16 protein-coding genes are annotated in these 16013 nt (G+C 43.3%); 13 read left to right on the top strand and 3 right to left on the bottom strand.

Features of this window, described 5'->3' with window-relative positions:
* Positions 1 to 151 precede the first annotated feature (151 nt).
* Positions 152 to 1606: an NADP-dependent glyceraldehyde-3-phosphate dehydrogenase gene (locus tag K401_RS0101125; RefSeq protein ID WP_024291242.1), complete on the top strand. Its 1455-nt coding sequence runs from the start codon at positions 152 to 154 to the stop codon at positions 1604 to 1606.
* 96 nt (positions 1607 to 1702) lie between these two features.
* On the opposite strand, the gene K401_RS0101120 is transcribed toward K401_RS0101125, so the two are convergent.
* From K401_RS0101120 to K401_RS0101110, 3 genes are read right to left on the bottom strand one after another with little or no spacing between them, the layout of a single operon-like run.
* Entirely contained in the window at positions 1703 to 2062 is a 360-nt protein-coding gene (locus tag K401_RS0101120) for a cupin domain-containing protein (RefSeq protein ID WP_024291241.1), read from the bottom strand.
* A gap of 54 nt (positions 2063 to 2116) precedes the next feature.
* Positions 2117 to 3085, bottom strand: coding sequence for an isocitrate lyase/PEP mutase family protein (locus K401_RS0101115; RefSeq protein WP_024291240.1), 969 nt, complete (start codon positions 3083 to 3085; stop codon positions 2117 to 2119).
* A gap of 39 nt (positions 3086 to 3124) precedes the next feature.
* A complete protein-coding gene (locus K401_RS0101110; RefSeq protein ID WP_027352228.1) occupies positions 3125 to 4438 on the bottom strand; it encodes a GntP family permease in 1314 nt (437 codons plus the stop codon).
* A 523-nt stretch (positions 4439 to 4961) separates the two neighbouring features.
* Between K401_RS0101110 and K401_RS0101105 the strand changes: the two genes are divergently transcribed.
* The 12 genes from K401_RS0101105 to K401_RS0101050 all read left to right on the top strand — a co-directional run bounded on the left by K401_RS0101105 (position 4962) and on the right by K401_RS0101050 (position 16012).
* Positions 4962 to 5663, top strand: coding sequence for a GntR family transcriptional regulator (locus K401_RS0101105; RefSeq protein ID WP_024291238.1), 702 nt, complete (start codon positions 4962 to 4964; stop codon positions 5661 to 5663).
* 375 nt (positions 5664 to 6038) lie between these two features.
* Positions 6039 to 7118 (top strand): sulfurtransferase, encoded by a 1080-nt coding sequence (locus K401_RS0101100; protein ID WP_024291237.1) that lies wholly within the window; start codon positions 6039 to 6041, stop codon positions 7116 to 7118.
* 66 nt (positions 7119 to 7184) lie between these two features.
* Positions 7185 to 7619 (top strand): hypothetical protein, encoded by a 435-nt coding sequence (locus tag K401_RS0101095; protein ID WP_024291236.1) that lies wholly within the window; start codon positions 7185 to 7187, stop codon positions 7617 to 7619.
* The gene (locus K401_RS0101090) at positions 7609 to 8289 is read left to right on the top strand and encodes a TVP38/TMEM64 family protein (protein WP_024291235.1); all 681 of its coding nucleotides are present in this window, start codon (positions 7609 to 7611) and stop codon (positions 8287 to 8289) included. The genes K401_RS0101095 and K401_RS0101090 overlap by 11 nt, the downstream gene beginning before the upstream one ends.
* The gene (locus tag K401_RS0101085; protein WP_024291234.1) at positions 8279 to 9271 is read left to right on the top strand and encodes a heterodisulfide reductase-related iron-sulfur binding cluster; all 993 of its coding nucleotides are present in this window, start codon (positions 8279 to 8281) and stop codon (positions 9269 to 9271) included. The genes K401_RS0101090 and K401_RS0101085 overlap by 11 nt, the downstream gene beginning before the upstream one ends.
* Positions 9271 to 9975 (top strand): TVP38/TMEM64 family protein, encoded by a 705-nt coding sequence (locus K401_RS0101080; RefSeq protein ID WP_024291233.1) that lies wholly within the window; start codon positions 9271 to 9273, stop codon positions 9973 to 9975. Before K401_RS0101085 ends, K401_RS0101080 begins: the two co-directional genes overlap by 1 nt.
* Positions 9976 to 10001: 26 nt before the next feature.
* Entirely contained in the window at positions 10002 to 10430 is a 429-nt protein-coding gene (locus tag K401_RS0101075) for a C-GCAxxG-C-C family protein (RefSeq protein WP_156945334.1), read from the top strand.
* Positions 10431 to 11768, top strand: coding sequence for a TIGR04283 family arsenosugar biosynthesis glycosyltransferase (locus K401_RS0101070; RefSeq protein WP_024291231.1), 1338 nt, complete (start codon positions 10431 to 10433; stop codon positions 11766 to 11768). It abuts the gene before it with no gap.
* Positions 11769 to 11820: 52 nt separating this feature from the next.
* Positions 11821 to 12825, top strand: a complete 1005-nt coding sequence (locus K401_RS0101065) for an aminoglycoside phosphotransferase family protein (protein ID WP_024291230.1) — start codon at positions 11821 to 11823, stop codon at positions 12823 to 12825.
* Positions 12826 to 12957: 132 nt separating this feature from the next.
* Positions 12958 to 13857, top strand: a complete 900-nt coding sequence (locus tag K401_RS0101060; RefSeq protein WP_024291229.1) for a rhodanese-like domain-containing protein — start codon at positions 12958 to 12960, stop codon at positions 13855 to 13857.
* 41 nt (positions 13858 to 13898) lie between these two features.
* Positions 13899 to 15143 carry an ABC transporter substrate-binding protein gene (locus K401_RS0101055; RefSeq protein ID WP_024291228.1) on the top strand — a complete coding sequence of 415 codons (1245 nt, stop codon included), beginning with the start codon at positions 13899 to 13901 and terminating at the stop codon, positions 15141 to 15143.
* Entirely contained in the window at positions 15143 to 16012 is an 870-nt protein-coding gene (locus K401_RS0101050; RefSeq protein WP_024291227.1) for an ABC transporter permease, read from the top strand. Before K401_RS0101055 ends, K401_RS0101050 begins: the two co-directional genes overlap by 1 nt.
* The last annotated feature ends 1 nt before the right edge of the window (position 16013 follow it).

Raw genomic sequence — 16013 nt, 5'->3', positions numbered from 1 at the left:
AGGGGCAATGTTATAGAAACCGCACTTTCCAATGCTATACTTGCACTGCGTCTGACAGATCATATTGCAAATGTTATTGACATTTGATTCTTGTCTCTATGATATATTACAAACAGATGGAAGTTGTGAAGGGATTGAAAGGAGATATAATATGTCTGGATTATGCAATGAAAAGCTTATTTATGGAAATTTAGTCAATGGACAGTGGGTGGAATCAGCATCGGGCAATGTCATTACCGTGACCTCTCCTGTGGACGGCTCTTTTATCGGTGGGATACAGGCAATCAGCAAAGAAGAAGTCAGTGAGGTTATCCGCCATTCGAAGGAAGGCCTTCCTTTGTGGGCCAGTGTTCCCATATATGAAAAGGCACGGATACTGTACAAGGCGGCAGAGCTTTTGGAGGAAAGAGCAGAAGAGATATCAGATATTCTGATGATGGAGATTGCAAAGGATAAAAAATCTTCCTTATCAGAAGTAAAGAGAACTGCGGATTTTCTTCGGTTTACTGCTGATGCTGGAAAAAGCCTGGAAGGAACCGCAGTGAGCGGGGAAAATTTCCCAGGAGGCTCCCGCAATAAAATGTCCTATGTAAAAAGAATCCCTCTTGGTACCGTTTTAGCCATATCGCCCTTTAATTACCCCATCAATTTATCGGCTTCCAAGATAGCACCGGCTTTGATCGGGGGCAATACGGTCATATTAAAACCGGCGACACAGGGAGCCATCAGCGCTCTTCACCTTGTAAAGGCGTTACAGGATGCCGGGTTGCCGGATGGGGTACTGCAGAGCGTTACGGGTAAAGGCAGTGAGATCGGTGATTATATCGTAACACATGAAGGCATTGATTTTATTAATTTCACGGGCAGTACGGAAGTTGGCAGGCATTTATCCAAAATATCCTGTATGACCCCACTGTTACTGGAGCTTGGCGGCAAGGATGCGGCTCTTGTGCTGGAAGATGCTGATCTGGAATATGCGGCAAATAATATTATGGAAGGTGCATTTTCTTATTCCGGACAGCGTTGTACGGCAGTGAAGCGTATTATTACCACAGATAAAGTCGCGGACCGGTTAGTAGGTATGCTGAAAACAGGAATTGAAAAGTTATCAGTGGGAGATCCCAGAGACAGTGTGGTGGTCACCCCTTTGATCGATCAGAAAGCTGCTGATTTTGCCGAATTCCTAATTCAGGATGCCATTGCCAAAGGTGCAGAACTGATTGTTGGAAATAAGAGAGAGGGAAATTTAGTCTATCCTACTTTGCTGGATAAGGTAACCGTGGATATGGAGATTGCATGGAAAGAACCGTTTTCACCGATTCTTCCTATCATCCGGGTAAAGGATATGGAGGAAGGGGTAGAGATAGCCAACCGTTCTGAATATGGCTTACAGTCTTCCGTATTTACCAAAGATATCAACAAGGCCTTTCACATTGCTGAAAAATTAGAAGTAGGAACCGTGCAGATTAATAACAAGACAGAAAGAGGACCGGATCATTTTCCGTTTTTGGGAGTAAAAGCCTCCGGCATGGGAACCCAGGGGGTAAGGTATTCCATAGAGGCGATGACAAGACCAAAGGCAATCACCATTAATTTGACAGAATAAATGGAATCAGGACTGCCGTAATATGGCAGCTGAAAAAGGTGAATGTGGAGCAGAATTTATCTGCTCCGCATTTAATGTTGATGATATTTTTGATGATTATGCTCTCTTATCGTATAAGATCAATGCAATCATCTCAACTGGCTCATTGCCGATTGCTTCTATTCCGTGACCTTCATCGGTCCCTGTAAATGTGACATCTCCTGCAGTTACGGTTCTGATTGTTCCATTATCATTGTATTTTGCTGTACCACTTAAAATATAATAGGTTTCCGATTCATTTTCATGAACATGATAACCAATTGCTGAACCAGGATATACTGTAGTATGTCCAAATACTCTGCCTGCCTGATACATTTCTTCCGGTCCATTCAGAAGACTTCTGACTAATATTTCACCGTTTCCATTAAATGGGCTTGGTTTTTTATCATAAATCTTCTCATCTCTTTGTCGAATCATAAGTTTTCCTTCTTTATATATAGATATTTATATGACTATTACCAACTAAATGTATTACTTATTATACTTTTTTGCTGCTTCGTTAAATTCATCTTCTATTCCAATATAATAGTTAAGTCCCATATCAATCCAGTTTGACATTTCTTCTTTAGGAATCCCGCCCATATCATGCTCATCATGGAATACTGTATTACGGTCCTTAAGAGTTTCTTTACCATATACGTACATACCGAACATGGAAGCTTTTTCAAACACATGGCATGTAACAAAGTTAAAGCCATAAGGAATCACATCATCAAGATCAATATCAGCCTTGCCGTTCTTACTCATAACATCTGGCCACATCTTCCAGCCTGTTACTTCCCTGCTCACTTTTTCCGCTTCTTGGATTGTCTTAAGACCAATGATCAGAGTCATTATTTCAACGCCCATGTCCTTTGCCATGGCTTCAGCTGCTTTGCATCGGCTGATTGCCTCATGAATCCCGTATTCCAACTTGCACTCTGTACGTGCAATAACAAGAAAATCTGTTCCCTTTGCTGCTTCAAGACTGGCTGCAATCTTAGCTAACCATTTTTCTTTTGATACGACCTCATGCTTGATATCGCCGTCTTTGTAGCCATTCATCATGGCGAAGCCCCATCTGTTCCAACCTCTGATACCTGTTGTATCATCAATCGTACAGCCTTTAGCGCCGGCATTGATGAGTCTCTTGATCAGACGGTATGTTGTTAACGGTGTATCACCAAATCCGTCATCTGCGTCAACAATAAGAGGAAGTGAAGAGTAATTACAGATTCTTTCTGTAGACTGAACCAGATCATCCGCAGTAATAAGTCCAATATCCGGAAGTCCTGCAATGCTTTCAGCCAACTGTCCGCCGCTTAACATTAATGCCTTAAATCCAGATAATTCAGCGGCTCTTGCTGTACGGCAATCCCATACGCATGGAGCAAAAATCTGTTCATTTTTTACTAACTCCTTAAAGGAAGCTGTTTCTTTTTTTAAATATTCGTTTTTCATGTTGGTACATCCTTTCTAATAATGTTATTTTTATTCAACTTAAGCTGAAAGCGGATAAATGATATTTCCTAACACCAATGCTAATGCAAGAGCTAACAGTGTAATGACAACGGTTACCACGAATAAGTATTTGTACCCATCCTTATATGAAACATCTGAAATTGCAAGAACTGCAACAATGCCGCCGCTATGGGGCAAGCTGTCAAGGCCCACTGAGGCAATAACACCAATTCTGTGCATGATTGCTGGATTAACTCCCATTGCCATGAATGGCTCGGCTAATACGGATAGTGCTGTTGATAAGCCGCCCATACCAGAAGCATTTAATCCGCATAAAAGTGTAGTAGCAATACCAAAGATGATCAGCGGATTACCGCCTGACGTGCTGAAGCTGAGAATTCCGTCTACCATCTTGCTGAAGCCTGGTGAAATTTTAACTACAGAACCAATAGCAACAATTGCAGATGCATTGATCGTTGTTACAGCAGCGCTGTTCACTGAGTCTGTAAGGATCTGCTGAACTCCTGTAATATTCTTGAAGAAAAGGATTACACATAATGCAATACCTGATAATAATGCGACTGAAATGTCCTGTCTGAAAACATTAAGCACAACTGCGACACATACAATAGGGAGGATTGAAAGGATTACATTAGGTAATTTTCCTTTTGCTTCCATTTCATCTGTTTTCTCTAATATTTTTATCGTATTATCATCTACTTCAAAACCGATCTCTTTTTTCCTGGCTTTATTTGCTTCATATGTTAAGTAGATAAGAATTAAAACCAGTGTGAATACTCCGCAGACAATGCCTACCACAGGTGCTGCCATAGCATCTGTAGGTAAATAGGAGGACGGAATGATGTTCTGTACCTGGGGATTACCAGGTAACATGGTGACCCATGTAAATATTCCCGCACCAATTGTCGCTGGAATTAAGTATCTTGGTAAATTTGCCTTTCTAAACACAGCTAATGTAATTGGGTATAATGCAAAACAGGAAACCATTGCAGATACACCGCCATAAGTAAGAAGACCACCGGCAATAACAATTGCAGGGATTGCAAATTTGACCCCTAACTTACCAATAATAAATGAAGCTATTGATCTTGCTGCCCCTGTTACATCCATAACCTTTGAAAGGATGGCACCTAACAAAAGCATAAGCCATGATGATTTTACAAAATTTGAAAATCCTGTCATGTAATCGCTGGTCATTGTTGAAACAACCGGCAGCCGGCTGAATAATGCGATAAAGATAACACTGATCGCTGCGGCATACACAACCGGAACTTTCTTAAGTGTAAGGATAAGTAAAATCGCAAGACCCAACAGAATAACAACCATATCCATATGAAATTCCCTCCTATTAATTTAATCATGTTTTAAATTTTTCGTTAGAAGTTATGCAGCTTTGATCCTTACATAATGACATTTCACGCGTGATTAAAACGGCCTTCTGCTTTCAGTTAAATATCTTTTGCATACTTCTGGCACGTCTGTAGTATACAACAGTTATTTTAGATTGCGCAATAGTCAAAAACGGCAAAAAACTTTAATATTTTTATGCATATTAACTAAACAGCTCATCCATAGCAATAAAAAACATATATTCGTAATTGTTGCTGAGAAATTGACTTTTACCTGAATGAAAATTAAGATTTAAAAGTTATATATTTTGTTATTTGCAATTTTTCATATTTTAATGTAGTATATAATAAGTATACAACTATTTGATAAAATGTATTAATTACGGATTGCATTAGGAATGAAAAAAGCGTAAAAAATAAAGTGAATTTTGAGCGGGCTTTAACCAAGGGTTCATGCTTCATTACTTATTTGTGCCTAGAGCAAAGCGAAAGGAATGACAATATTTATGAAAGAAAAAGAAACACAAAACAGCAAAGGATTAAAAGAACATACCTATCAAATTCTAAAAGAACGAATGGTTGACTGCATTTATCCACCAGGAAGTCTGTTAAATGAAGCTCAATTAGCAACAGATTTAAAGTTGAGCCGTACACCCATCAGGGAAGCGATCAGTAAATTGGAAATGGAAGGATTTGTAAAGATTCTTCCCAAAAAAGGAATTTATGTAACAGATATCACCTTTAATGAAGTGATCCAGGTATTCCAGACACGTTTTGAAATCGAGCCGATCGCGCTGCGCCTTGCCGGTCCCCGGCTTCCTAAAGAAGAACTTGCGGCTCTTTGTCAGAAATTTCATGAACCAATTATGGATATCCATAACAGCTTTCGTTTGGATACAGCAATGCATCTTTTTATCATTGAACATTGCGGGAATCGTTATATCATCGACATGATGCGCAGAGTATTCGAAGAGAATACACGAATTATTATTTCCAGCAAGCAGAATCAGCTGCAGGTTCATGATGCAAAAAAAGAGCATATTGATATTCTTAATATGTTAATGAATGACAAATACCAGGAAGCGGAAGTTGCAATGCGGATTCACATTGAATCCTGCCGAAAGGCCGCCCTTGATTATTTTTATAACAGTCAGATCTATGTAGCGGCGCCATATAGTTCCTATAAGAAAGAGTTAAAAAAGCTGTAATCACCCATATATTTATAATTACATTTCTTCAATCATCTCCGTTGACTCTTATAAAATAATCCCCGCCAGCTATGATTCATTATCATTTCTGATGGGGATATATCTATTTTTGTAAGCATATTAATTTCCTCCTTTTTTACTTCTTCAAAGAAGTGAGAGAAGGGCATCTGGCTTTTGCACCACCTCTATCACTTCAAATTCAGCTTCAGAAATTCATGGCAAAGCTGTCATAATGAAGATGAAAAAGAAAAAGCGTATAGATAATATCTATTAATAACCATTTACTTATTGTTTTAATCAATTGGACTCAAAAGCAATACATCTTTATAATTAATAGATGTAGCAAAAAATATACATATTGGGAGATAAAGTCTTATGAAGAAAAGGGTACTGGGTACATTGCTGTGCTTTGCCATGGCAGCGTCCCTGACGGCAGGCTGTGGGGAAAAGCCTGACAGTAAACCGGCTGACAGCGGGATGACGACAGCAGAGGAAGAAAAATCTGATGTAAAAGCTGATCCGGTGGATAAAAAAAAGGTGTACGTATCAACGGACTGGGTGCAGAGTGTGATTGACGGAAATCAGGAAGAGTCTTCTGATTATGTGATTCTGGAATGTGCATGGGGAGAGGAAGCAGATGACCCGGCATACACGGAAGGTCATATTAAGGGTGCTTACCATATGAATACGGATTATATTGAGTCTGAAGAATATTGGAACATCCGCACACCGGAGGAAATAGAAAAGCTGATGGCTGATTACGGAATTACAAAGGATACCACCGTAATATGCTATGGAGCAGATGGAGTGAATTCCGCAGACGACAGAGTGGCATTTACGCTTCTCTGGGCTGGAGTGGAAAATGTAAAATGCTTAGATGGCGGTTTTGAGGCCTGGACAAAGGCCGGATACACCGCTGAAAAAGGCAGTAACAAGCCGGAGGCAACTGATAAGGGATTTGGAACAACGGTTCCCGCCCATCCGGAATATGTTATTTCCATTGCTGATGTAAAAGAAAAGCTTGAGAATGACAGCAACTTCAAATTAGTGAGCATCAGAAGCATAGCGGAGTTTTCAGGAGAAACCAGCGGATACGGCTATATTGACAAGGCGGGAGAACCAAAAGGCGCGATTTGGGGACATGATACAGACGACGGTTCCTACAATAAAGAAGACGGAACAACAGTGGGTATAGATGTGCTGGAAGGATATTTAAAAGAATCCGGAGCCTCCCTTGATAATGAACTGGCATTTTACTGCGGTACGGGCTGGAGAGCCACTGTCCCATTCCTGATCTGCTACGAAAACGGAAATACCAATGCAAAGCTTTATGATGGCGGCTGGTTCCAGTGGCAGATGGATGACAGTCTTCCAGTACAGGTAGGAGATCCTGAAAACGGTAAATGTGAATATACCACGGTAGGAAATCTTACCAAGGATAAAGCTAAAAAATAAAAATGAATATCATGAGCGCTGGACGCGGAAGCGGCAGCGCTTATTTTAGCATGGGAAGACAGAAAAATGAAAAGAGTCGGATATTTTATCGTGACATTTGCAGAAATTCTTTTTTTAGCCGGCGTTTATATCATCCAGTATTTTACCCGGCGAAAAATGGGAATGGCAAGATATGTGATTTATAAAAATCAAGGCTGGGAGCGGGCTTTCCCAATGGAAGCATTGAAATATACGGCAGCGGCAGTTTTGACGGCATTGACTCTTTTGCTTTTGGCAGCGCTGGTTAAAAGGCGGAAGCAGCTGGGGCGGCTGGTTGTTGCCATTCATTTTGTTATGCTGATACTGACAGCGGTGTATGGAGCTTATACCTGTATCAGCTCCACTGAGACAATGAGAGCGTATTATTTTATCAGCCTGATGCTTGGAGCGGCAGCACTGCTTCAGATCATAAAAGCGGGAGCGGCACTTTTCATGTGCAGGAAGAAAAGAGATGAAAAATAAAAAAATATGGATATTTGCAGGGATCATCCTGGTGATTCTTGGCCTGAATCATATATTTGGCTGGTCTTCCTATATCAGTAATATGAATAATCTGTTTTTTTTAAAGCGGGCGGTACGGGATAATCTTCCCTATGCTGTTGCAATCTACACAATTCTCACCATTGCGGGCTGTGCCTTTCTGGCGCTTCCTGGAGTAACATTTGCAATCCTTGCGGGCCTTTTGTTCGGACCAATACTTGGGACGATATGCTGTTCCGTGGCGACTACAATGGGAGCGGTCCTCGCTTTTGCGGCAGGAAGATTCTTTTTAAAAGACAGCATCAGGCCAATGGTAATAAAAAACAGGTATTTGAACAAATGGCTGTTTGACACCACAGGAAAAAACCAATTGTTTATTCTCATCATTACAAGGCTTGTCCCGGTATTCCCCTACAATCTTCAAAATTTTGCCTATGGAATTACGGATATTAAATTCAGCACCTACATGATCGGTTCTCTGGTTTTTATGCTGCCGGGGACTGCCATGTATACGGTTGGAACAGCCGGGCTTGCAGACAGAGAAAACCGTCTGCTGTATATGGGAATCGCTGCAGCGCTGGCCATAACAGTGATGGGAATGGGGGTATTCCTAAAGAAGAGATACATACTGGAGGGACAGGATGAACGATAAGCTGAGAATCATTGATCCGGAAGCCTGCATTCATTGCCATGCATGCCGGCAGCACTGTCTTTTTCTGGAAAAATATAATTTGGATATCGGTGATGAGGAAAAGTTAAAGGAGCTTTCCTACCATTGCTTTTTATGCGGCAAATGTTCCCAGGTCTGCCCAAAGGGAATCGACGGGAGAGAGATCATTTTAGGTATGCGAAAGGACCAGGTGCGGAGCAATCGTGGAAAGCTTCCTGAAAAAGGTTATGGGATGCTTGTGAGAGAAAAGCAAAACTATTTATTCCAGAATTACAGAAATGGGGCGAATAAGAGCGTGCTTTTTCCAGGCTGCAATTTTCCGGCCTTTTATCCGGAGACAACCAGGTACTTAATGGAGCTGTTCCGGGAAAAGACAGGCGCCGGAACAGTCTTTGACTGCTGCGGAAAACCCGTTGCAGAGCTGGGAATGGAACTGCAGGAGAAACAGATCATTAAAAGGATGGGGAGAAAGCTAAGGGAAAACGGTGTGGAGGAAGTGATCACCCTTTGTCCAAACTGCTACGTTTATTTAAAACCCCGTTTGAGCGTCAAAGTAGTGAGCATATATGAAAAACTACGGGAGCTTGGAATTGGGAAGAGGATTGAGGGAAGGCTTACCATTTTCCCGCCTTGCCCGGACAGGGAAGACAAGGAGCTGCTGGGTACCATAGGTGCATTTTTAACAGAGGAACCGGATATTATTTCTCATGTCCAGTGCTGCGGGCTTGGAGGCTGTGCCGGGAAAAGGGAAAAAGAGCTGGCAGAACAGATGGCAGGCAGCCTTGGACAGGAGAAAAAGAAGCCTATTTATACATACTGTGCTTCCTGTTCCGGGAATTTTGTAAGAAAAGGATATAAGAATACCAAACATATTCTTTTAGAAATATTAGAAAGAAACGAGCGGCCGGACACAGGCCGATCTGTGGTTAACCGCATAAAAACCAAGTACCGGAGAGAAAAATAATGGCTGAAAAAAATAAATGGATTAAAAAGTTAGTGACGATCTTAGTAATTGCGGCCGGGATCATGAGTTATTATGGGATTCCATCGGTAAGAGAAACCATGAACCAGGTATTTAAGATGCTTGCAAGCGGAGATTTTGGGGTGGTGAAGGATTTTATCGCATCCTGGGGGACGTATGCGGCCGTGATATCCTTTGGACTCATGATATTCCAGTCCGTTGCGGCGCCGCTGCCGGCCTTTCTCATTACCTTTGCCAATGCCAATCTGTTCGGGTGGTGGCAGGGGGCCATTCTCTCGTGGACAAGCGCCATGGCAGGAGCGGCGTTGTGCTTCTTTATTGCAAGAGTTCTGGGAAGGGATGCAGCAGAGAGGCTGGCAAGCAAAACCGGTTTAAGGCAGGTTGATGCGTTCTTTGAAAAATACGGAAAAAGTACGGTTTTGGTCTGCCGCCTTTTGCCCTTCGTATCCTTTGATCTTGTAAGCTATGGGGCAGGGCTTACCTCCATGTCCTTTGGTTCCTTCTTCCTTGCAACCGGAATCGGACAGCTCCCGGCTACCATTGTGTATTCCTATGTAGGAGGGATGCTGACAGGAGGAGCAAAGCTATTTGTGACTGGACTGATGATTTTGTTTGCATTGTCGGCGCTGATTGTTATGGCAAGAAAAATATACGTGGAAAGACAAATGAAAAAAGGAGAGGAGTAAGAATGGATGCTTGCGAAAGAAAAACGATCCGGTTTGAAGAAATCAAGGAGTTATTCATGCAGGGAATTGACTGCTCCCAGGTAGTTGCGGGAGAGTTTGCAGAAGAGTTAGGACTGGATAAGGGACTGCTGAGGAAAGCTTCCGCCTGCTTTGGCGGTGGGATGCAGTGCGGAGAAACCTGCGGTGCCGTCACTGGCGCTTTGATGGTTCTTGGAGTGAAGTATGGACACAGCCAGGAGGGGGATAAAGAGCAGAAGCAGGTTATGATGAAGAAAACCGGAGAATTTAAGAAGCTGTTTGGGGAGAAATATCCTTCCTGCATCTGCCGTGATCTCCTTGGACATGATATTTCCAGGAGAGAAGAACTGGAAAAGGTGATGGAGAAAGGGCTGCTTCTCCAGTTCTGTCCAAAGGTCGTGGAAGACACCATAGAAATTTTAGGAAAGATTATATAGATGAAACAAGCGATTATTATATTTACAAGAGTGCCGGTGCCGGGAAAGACAAAGACCAGGATGATGCCACGGCTTACTCCTCAGCAATGTGCAAAGCTTCATATCTGCTTTTTAAAAGACATTGGAAAGGAATGTGAGAAGTGCCCGGCGGATATCTTTGTCTGCCATACTCCGGATGGGGAAAAAGAAAAAAGACTGCTAAGGGCGGTCCTTGGGAAACAGAGGGGATATTTTCAGCAGCAGGGGGAGGATCTGGGGGAACGGATGTACCGGGCATTTGAAGAGGTATTTGCCAGGGGGTATGAGGAATGCGTTCTCATTGGAACCGACGTGCCGGAGCTGCGGTCCTTCCATTTAAGACAGGCATTTGAGGTGCTTAAAAAGCAGGATGTGGTGTTTGGGAAAACCTATGACGGAGGGTATTATCTCATAGGGATGAAGAAAGCCCGCCCGGAGGCTTTTGGTCTTGACCATTATGGGCATAAAGCCGTTCTGGATGAAACCATAAAGGAGCTTTCCCAGGCCGGAATTTCAGTTGGCTATACGAAACGGTTATGGGATTTGGACACCCCCATGGACTTAAAAGCGTATCGGAAACGGATGCGGTTCAGAAAAGAGCTGAAACAGACGGAAACCGGGCGGTATGCTGCAAGGATTACTTCGGTCTCAATCATTGTTCCGGTCTATAATGAAGAAAAAGGAATTGTAAAGCTGCAGGAGCAGCTAAAGGAACTGGGGGAGAAATGTGAACTATTGTTTGTGGATGGAGGAAGCACAGACCGCACACTGGAATTCATAGAGCCAGGATATACCGTGATCCACAGTGAAAAAGGAAGGGGAAGCCAGATGAATGCAGGGGCAAAGGCGAGCAGTGGTGATATTTTGTTCTTTCTCCACTGTGACAGTGAGCTTCCTCCAAAGCCTTTGGCAGAAATCAGGCGGGTGATGAAAGTTCATCAGGCAGGCTGTTTTGGAATAGCATTTCACTCCCATAATTTTTTCATGTTTACATGCAGGGTGATTTCCAACCACAGAATAAAGGACCGGAAGGTCATGTTCGGGGATCAGGGGATCTTTGTGGACCGGGAGCTGTTTTTTGAAGTTGGAATGTTTCCCGAGATTCCTATCATGGAAGACTACCAGTTTTCACTGGCCTTAAAAGAAAGAGGAGTGAAGCTGGGGATGGCAAGGAGGAGAATCCATACCTCGGACAGACGATTTCCCAAAGGTACAATACCAAAGCTGAAGCTCATGTGGAAAATGAACCGGCTTCGGAAGCTGTACCGGGAGGGGGTTCCAATAGAAAAGATTTCGGATATGTACCGGGATGTGAGATAAGAGGGGAAGGTTGAAGAAAAGTATTTCCCTTGATTTATTAGGAGGCAAAAATATGGATCAGGTACAGGGATTAGCGGACTATATTAAATGGATAGAATACCGGGAAAGGCTGGGACTTCCCAGGAAAGTGACAGAGGAATACCGGATGCTGGGGCAGGGAGAGTACAACAGAAACTATCTGTTTATTCATCCGGTCACTGGTAAGAAGCTTATTCTGCGGGTGAATTTCGGAAGCCAGATGCATCTGGAAAACCAGATTGAATACGAATTCCGTGCATTGGAGCTGTTAAAGGATTCGGGACGCACGCCAAGACCCTTGTATGTGGATGGAACAAAGGAGAAGATTCCTTATGGAGTCATGGTGATGGAGTATCTTCCGGGGCATGCACTGGATTATGAAAAAGAGCTGCTTTATGCGGCAGACTGTCTGGCAGATATACACAGCATCCCCGTTGGCAGAGAACCACCCCTCATAGCTCCGGATAATCCATTAAAAGCAATTCTGGAAGAGTGCGAGGAGATGTTCCGAAAGTATGAGGAATCCGGTCTTGGTGACGAAGAAAATAAGAGAAAAATACGCAGGCTGCTGGAAAGAGGCTGGAAAAAGGCAGATATTCTGCCAAAAGTAACCTACTGCTGCTGCATCAATACGGAGCTGAATTCTACGAATTTTCTCATCAACGGGGAAGGAAAGGGGAATTATCTCATTGACTGGGAGAAGCCGGTTTACGGTGATCCGGCACAGGACCTGGGACATTTTCTTGCGCCGACCACAACCTTCTGGAAGACAGATGTGATCCTGGAAAGGGAACAAATGGATCAGTTTATAAAAGCGTATATAAAAAAGGCGGCAGACAGATTCGATACACAGGGTCTGAAAGAGCGGATCAGTACGTATATTCCCATTACGTGCTTACGGGGAATTACCTGGTGCGCAATGGCCTGGGTGGAATATCAGCAGCCGGGCAAAGAAATATTTAATGAGTCCACGGCACACAAGCTGGAGGCGTATTTGAGTCATGGATTTTTGGATAAAATAGCAGAATATGTGGGTTAAAAAGATACCTGTAACAGGTGAAAAAACAAACACCAAGTGATGGCAGTTCCGCTTAAACAAAGCGGAAAGAACCATATATTATTATGACGCGCTAAAAAAGTATAGCGCCGGAAAACCAAGGAGGAATAAAATATGAAAAAGAAGTTTTTAGCAGTTGCCTTAGTGTCTGCAATAGCGGTGTCCATGATTGCAGGATGCAGCACAGAAAGTGCGGGAGAGAAGAAAGTAACAGCTGCAGTGGAAAGCACAGCAGCAGAAAGCACGTCAGCAGCAGATAGTTCAGCAGCGGAAAGTACATCAGTGGCGGAAAACACAGGGAAAGAAGAATACCAGTTTGTATCTGCCGAGGATGCGGTAAAAGCGGCTGCTGACGGAAAAACGCATGTTCTTGATGTAAGAGAGTGGGCAAACTACGGGGTAGGAAGAGTTGCTGATTCGGAATGGTGTCCCATTTTCCCCCTGGAGGATGAATCCCTGGCAGATCAGATGAAGACATATGCGGAAGAAAATTTAAAAGACGGACAGAACATCTACATCATCTGCAACAGCGGCCAGAGAGGCGCACAGAAGTCAACAAAGGTTCTGGAAGAAGCCGGAATCGACGCAGCCCTTATCTTTACGGTTGAGGGAGGCGCAAAAGCTCTGGCAAAAGTAAAAGGTGCGCTGACAACAAACCGTGCGGAAGAAGGAATAAACTGGCAGTATGTAAAAGCAGCAGACGTACTTGGGAAAAAGGATGCACAGATTGTGGATGTACGTGATAACGATACATATGCAGGAGGACATTTGGAAAATTCTCTTCAGGTTGATTTAAAAGAATTTGAAAGTGCTGATGCACAGGCAGCAATGTATGAACTGGCAGCAGAGAAGCTTAATAAAGACGAACCTGTATATTTCTTATGTTACAGCGGAAATAAATGCGCAAAGACAGCCATTTCTGTGTTAAAGGATGCAGGCTTTGATGAAAAGAATTTGTTCATCATTGAAAACGGGGCAAAAGACAGTGACATTCAGGCGGCATTTGTAAAATAACAAGCCTGCAGCCGGAAAACAGTAAGAGACGGAGAAAAGAGATGAAAAAGAGAATTTCGGCAGCGCTTCTGGCAGTTGTAATAGCTTGTTCCATGACAGCCTGCGGAAACAATGAAGGACCAAAAGAAGAGAAAAAACAGGTTTCAGAAACAGAAGAGATGTCCTTCGGCAGTATGAAGGAGGAAGCAAAGGGTACTGTTGTTACGTTTTATGGCTGGGGCGGAGATGAGAAGCTGAATAAATGGCTGGACAATACCTTTGCCCCCGTCATGAAGGAAAAGTATGATATTACCATGGAGCGTGTTCCCATGGACATTGACCAGGTACTAAGCCAGTTGTCTGGGGAAATTCAGGCGGGGGAAAAGGACGGAAGCATTGACATGATCTGGATCAATGGAGAAAACTTCCGGTCAGCCAAAGAAAACAGCATGCTCTACGGGCCATTCGCCGATAAACTGCCTAATTTTCAGGATTACGTGGACCCAAATTCCGAAGATGTAACACTTGATTTTGCATACCCCATTGAAGGATTTGAAGCTCCTTATGGTAAAGCGCAGATCGTGATGATCGGGGATACTGCGGTAACTCCGGACTTGCCTGAAAGTGCCGAAGGTTTAAAGGAGTTTGTCCGGAAATATCCTGGAAAGGTGACCTATCCGGCACTTCCGGATTTTACAGGAAGTGCGTTTGTCAGAAATATTATCTATGAACTATGCGGATACGAGCAGTTTCTGGATATGAAAGGGGATAAGGAAACAGTGAGAGCTGCCGTAGAACCTGCAATGACGTATCTAAGAGAGTTAAACCCGTATTTGTGGAATGAAGGAAAGACCTTCCCGGATTCCTCAACGACCCTTGACAATATGTTTGCAGACGGAGAGGTTGTGCTGAATATGACGTATGATGCCTACGGAACCGCTGTGAAGATTGCAGATGGGGCATATACGCAGACAACACAGTCCTTCCAGTTTGACAAAGGGACGATCGGAAATACCAACTTTATGGCCATTGCGGCCAATTCCGGAAATAAGGCAGGGGCAATGGTGGCAATCAATGAAATGCTGTCTCCGGAAATTCAGGCTGACCGCTATAACACCTTGAAAGTCATTCCGGTTCTTGACAATTCAAAGCTTTCAAAGGAACAGAAGGATGAATTTGATCAGGTGGAGCTTGGAAAGGGAACGATTCCCCAGGATGAGCTGCTGTTAAAACGTCTTCCGGAAATGCCCGCTGAGCTGGTTCCCATTATTGAGGAAATATGGACGGAAGAAGTGGCAGGAAAATAATGAAAAAAAAGCTGATGCCATATTTATTTCTGGCTCCCCAAATATTGCTGACTATTTTATTTATGGTCGGATTAATAACTGGAATTACCCAAAGCTTAGGGGTAATTCCAGCTTTTGGGTTAAAGAAGCCAACGCTTTTATACTATAAGGAAGTTCTGACACGGCCGGATATGCTTAAGTCCATGGGATACAGTCTTAAAATAGCCTTGTTTTCATCGGCTCTTGCAACGGCAGGGGGTGTGTTTTTTTGCGGCGTATGCGTGATGGGAAAGAAAACCCGGGGAGCGGTCATGCGCATCATCCAGGTTCCTATTATTGTTCCCCATGTGGTTGCGGCACTTTTTATCATCAATATTTTTTCCAGAAACGGGATCCTGGCCAGGGCCGCATATGCCCTGGGCTTGATTCAGGAGCAGCAGCAGTTTCCCATGCTCATCTATGATCCCCAGGGGATGGGAATCATTATGGCGTATTTATGGAAAGAAATTCCCTTTATCATTTATTTCGTCATTGCGCTGATGGCGAATATTAACGGAAGCCTGGGGGAAGCGGCCACAAACCTGGGGGCAAAAACCTGGACCGTATTCTGGAAGGTGACCCTGCCCTTATGCAGAAATACAATTATAAGCGGCTTTCTGATCATTTTTGTATTTGCCCTGGGAGCCTATGAGCTTCCCCTCCTTCTTGGAGCGACGGTTCCAAAGGCATTGCCGGTTCTTGCATATCAGGAGTATATCCATCCGGATCTGAGAAACCGTCCTTATGCCATGGCTTTAAATGGTATTATTATTGTGATCTCCCTTATCAGCGCGCTGATATATTTTTTAATGATGCGGAAAAATGTGAAATGTTTAACGGATGAAAACTAAC

Origin of the sequence: Lacrimispora indolis DSM 755, from assembly GCF_000526995.1 — a bacterium.
GTDB classification, from domain to species: Bacteria; Bacillota; Clostridia; order Lachnospirales; family Lachnospiraceae; genus Lacrimispora; species Lacrimispora indolis.
Note: the sequence above shows the minus strand (reverse complement) of the source record. Positions and strands in the feature narration are given on the sequence as shown.